The 4,081-nt window shown below is 75.5% G+C and carries 4 protein-coding genes and 1 pseudogene; all 5 read left to right on the top strand.

Translation table 11 applies throughout. The annotated features are described in order from the left end of the window. Positions 1 to 575, top strand: a pseudogene (locus NFU81_RS40665) (hypothetical protein); the annotation flags it as partial. 55 nt (positions 576 to 630) lie between these two features. Next, the gene (locus tag NFU81_RS40660) at positions 631 to 1,632 is read left to right on the top strand and encodes an SDR family NAD(P)-dependent oxidoreductase (RefSeq protein WP_251502343.1); all 1,002 of its coding nucleotides are present in this window, start codon (positions 631 to 633) and stop codon (positions 1,630 to 1,632) included. Positions 1,633 to 1,694: 62 nt separating this feature from the next. Next, positions 1,695 to 2,408 carry a nucleotidyltransferase family protein gene (locus tag NFU81_RS40655; protein WP_251502342.1) on the top strand — a complete coding sequence of 238 codons (714 nt, stop codon included), beginning with the start codon at positions 1,695 to 1,697 and terminating at the stop codon, positions 2,406 to 2,408. 7 nt (positions 2,409 to 2,415) lie between these two features. Further along, positions 2,416 to 3,354: an NAD-dependent epimerase/dehydratase family protein gene (locus NFU81_RS40650; protein ID WP_251502341.1), complete on the top strand. Its 939-nt coding sequence runs from the start codon at positions 2,416 to 2,418 to the stop codon at positions 3,352 to 3,354. 98 nt (positions 3,355 to 3,452) lie between these two features. Further along, positions 3,453 to 4,081: spherulation-specific family 4 protein (locus NFU81_RS40645; protein ID WP_251502344.1), on the top strand; the 629-nt coding region annotated here is incomplete at its 3' end.

The following is a 4,081-nucleotide window of genomic DNA, read 5'->3' as shown; positions in this document are numbered from 1 at the left end:
GCCAGGGACAGCCGGCCGCGGGGCAGGTGGCCGTCGGGCGGTCGGTGCCGGTGGCCGTCGCCGGGTTCGCCGCCGGCGGGCTGGTGGTGGCGGCCGCGCTGGCCGGGGAGTTCGTCGCCTCGCTCACCGTCAGCATGGGGGTGGCCGAGTGGCTGCTGTTCCGGCTGCGCAGCCGCTGCCTGGTGGCGCTGCGCAGGACCGGGGTGGCCGAGCGGCTGCTCGCCAGGTCGTGGCGGGTGCTGGCGCGCTGCCTCGGCGGTTACGCCGCCGCGCTGGTCGCGCTGGCCGGCGTCGAGTCGGCGGTGCTGCCGGGCGCGGCGGCGTGGGACGCACCGCATCTGGGGGTCCTGCTGGCGCTCGGCTGCACGCTGTGGCTCGCGCTGCTGCTCCAGTCCTGCGAGCGGTCCTGGACGGCCGCCGCCGTCCTGTCGGCGGCGACGGCCACCGCCCTCCCGCTGCTGGCCGCACGCACCGGTACGCCCGGCACCGTCATCGGCCTGACCGGGTCCTGCGCCGCCGCCGTCCTGCTCGCCGCGGCCACCGCCGCCACCGCCCGGGTCACGACCCACCGCTGAACCCCGCCGCCAGGCGCAGGAACCCAACCCACCTTCACCGCAAGGAGACTCCTCCATGTCCACCGCAACTCCCGTCGCCGTCACCGGCGCCGAGGGCTTCATCGGCTCGCACCTGGTCGAGGCGCTGGTCGCCTCGGGCCGCCCGGTGCGCGCGATGGTGCAGTACAACTCCTTCGCCTCGCACGGCTGGCTGGAACTGCTGTCGCCCGACGTGGCGGACTGCGTGGACGTCGTCCTGGGCGACGTCCGCGACCCCGGCTCGGTGCGCGAACTGGTCGCGGACTGCGACACCGTCTACCACCTGGCCGCGCTGATCGCGATCCCGTACTCCTACCGCGCGCCGCGCAGCTACGTCGACACCAACGTGACCGGCACCCTCAACGTCCTCGAAGCGGTGCGCGAGTACGGCATCCCGCGCCTGGTGCACACCTCCACCAGCGAGACGTACGGCACCGCGCAGACCGTACCCATCACCGAGGACCACCCGATCGTCACGCAGTCCCCGTACGCGGCGTCCAAGGCCGGCGGGGACCGGCTCGCCGACAGCTACCACGCCAGTTTCGGCACCCCGGTGGTGACGCTGCGGCCCTTCAACACCTTCGGGCCGCGGCAGTCGATGCGGGCGGTGATCCCGACCGTGATCGGGCAGGTCGCCGCGGGAGAGACCAAGGTGACGCTGGGCGACCTGCGGCCCACCAGGGACTTCACGTACGTCGAGGACACCGCGGCCGCCTTCCTCGCGGTGGGGACCGCGCCGGCCGAACGGGTGGTGGGCAGGACCTTCAACGCCGGTACGGGCGGCGAGATCTCGGTCGGCGACCTGGTGCGGCTGATCGGCCGCCTGATGGACACCGACCTTGCCGTCCTGGAGGACGCGCGGCGGCTGCGCCCGGCCGGCTCCGAGGTGATGCGGCTGGTGTGCGACGCGGGGCGGCTGCGCGAGGCGACCGGCTGGGCGCCGGCCCACCGCCTTGAGGACGGCCTCGCCCGCACCATCGACTTCTTCCGCGACCCGGCGCACCTCGCCCGCTACAAGACCTCCGCCTACAACGTCTGACGACCCGTCAGAGATCAGGACGTCACACCACCATGACCGCACGACCTCTGGGGGGACCCACCATGCACGCTGTCATTCTCGCGGGTGGCAAGGGCGTACGCCTGCGGCCGTACACCACCGCACTGCCCAAGCCGCTGGTGCCGATCGGCGACAGCCACGCGATCCTGGAGATCGTGCTCAGACAGCTGGCCACCGCCGGCTTCCACCGCGTCACCGTCGCCATCGGGCATCTCGGCAACATCATCCGCGCCTACGTGGGCGACGGCTCGCAGTGGGGGCTCGACGTCGACTACGTGACCGAGGACAACCCGCTGGGCACCATGGGGCCGCTGCTCACCATGCGCGACCAGCTGCCCGAGGACTTCCTGGTGATGAACGGCGACGTGCTCACCGACCTGGACTTCGGCGAACTGCTGCACGGGCACCGGGGTTCCGGCTCGCCGCTGACGATCGCCACCTACCAGCGCACCGTCCGCATCGACTTCGGGGTGCTCACCACCGACGAGGGGCAGGTGGTGGGCTTCACCGAGAAGCCGAGCATGGACTACCGGGTGTCGATGGGGGTCTACGGGGTCTCCAGGAAAACGCTCTCCGGCTACACCCCGGGGCTGCCGCTGGGCTTCGACGAGGTGGTGCTCGACCTGCTCGCCGCCAACCGGCCGCCGCGCGCCCACGACTTCGACGGCTACTGGCTGGACATCGGCAGGCCCGACGACTACGACCGGGCGAACGCGGAGTTCAGCAGCCTGCGCGGGCTGCTGCTGAAGGGGGCGTGAGCGGCGCATGAGCAGGATCGTGGTGCTCGGCGGCACGGGCTTCCTCGGCAGGCCGGTCAGCGCACGGCTCGGCGAACTGCCGGGGGCGACCGTGCTGTACGCCGGGCGGGCGGCGGCGCACGCGGCGGCCCGCGGCGGGGCGCGGTACGCGCCCGACCTGGCGGTGGACCTCGGCACGGTGCCGGTCGACGTGCTGGCCGGCGGCCTCACGGCGCTGGCCCCCGACGTGGTGGTCAACTGCGCGGGCCTCGCGGTCGGTCCCGCCAGCGCGCTGGCCGCGGTCAACGCGCGGGGCGCGGCGGCGCTGTGCGAGGCGATGGCGGCAGCCGTGCCCGCGGCCCGGCTGGTGCAGCTGGGCTCCGCGGCCGAGTACGGGCCGGGAGTGCCCGGGACAGCGCTCTCCGAGTCCGCCGCGGCGCGGCCCGCCGGGGTCTACGGCGCCACGAAGCTGGCGGGCACCCTCGCCGTGGCCGCCTCGGGGCTCGACGCGGTGGTGCTGCGGGTCTTCAACCCGGTCGGCCCTGGCGCCCCCGAGTCCGGGCTGCCGGGCCGGCTCGCCGCCGCCTTCCGCCGCGCCGCGCCCGCGGGGACGGTCATGACCGGTGACCTGGGCGCGTACCGTGACTTCGTGGACGTGAACGACGTGGCAGAGGCAGTCGCACTGGCCGCGACCGCCCCCGGCACGCTCCCCCCGGTCCTGAACGTCGGCTCGGGCCGGGCCACCCTGGTGCGCGACCTGGCGGCGGAGCTGGCCGGGCTGTGCGGCTTCGCCGGGCGGATCGAGGAGTCGGGCACGGGCTCTGAGCGCTCGGCCGCGGTGTCCTGGGTCCGTGCGGACGTCTCGCTGGCCGGGGCGGCCCTGGGCTGGCAGCCGGTCCGCACCCTGCACGACGCCCTGGCGGCCCTGTGCCCCGCCACGGCCCCGACCGCGGCCACCCCGGCGTGAGGCCCGGTCAGGCGCCGCAACCCGGTCCGCGGCAGGTCCGGTTGCCCGCGACCGCACAACCGGCAGCGCCCGCGACCGCGCAGGCGCTGCTCGTGCCGATGTACGTCCATCCCGCCGTCGACCCGGGCGCGTGGCGGGCGTTGGAGGGGATGGCGGGCCGGTTGTACGGGGTGGTGGTGAACGTGGCGGACGGGCCGGGGACCGGGCGGCCCGACGGTGTGGTCGCGGCGGCCGCCGGGCGGCTGAGGGCGGCAGGGGCGCGGCTGTTCGGGTACGTGGACACCGACTACGCGACCCGCCCCGCCCAGGAGGTCGTGCGGGACGTGCGCCGGCACCGGGAGTGGTACGGGGTGAGCGGGGTGTTCCTCGACCGGGTCGCCGCGGGGCGCGACCGGCTGCCGTACTACCGGCGGCTGGTGGCGGCCGCCCGGCGCGGCGGGGCGCCGACCGCGGTGCTGAACCCGGGGGTGCACCCCGACCCTGGCTACGCGTCGGTGGCCGACCTGCTGGTGACGTACGAGGGCAGCTGGGCGGACTACGCCGCGGCGGCCGTTCCCCGCTGGACGGCCGCCCATCCCCCGGGCCGCTTCTGCCACCTGGTCTACGGCGTGCCCGGCGCCGCTGCCGCGCGGGCGGTGGCGCGGACGGCCGCGGGGCGGGGCGCGGGCGTGCACTGCGCGGTGCCCGGCGGGCCGCCGAACCCCTGGCAGCACGTTCCGGCGGGCGC

Source organism: Actinacidiphila cocklensis (genome assembly GCF_907177275.1).
GTDB lineage: Bacteria > Actinomycetota > Actinomycetes > Streptomycetales > Streptomycetaceae > Actinacidiphila > Actinacidiphila cocklensis.
This window is presented reverse-complemented; position numbering and strand designations above follow the sequence as displayed.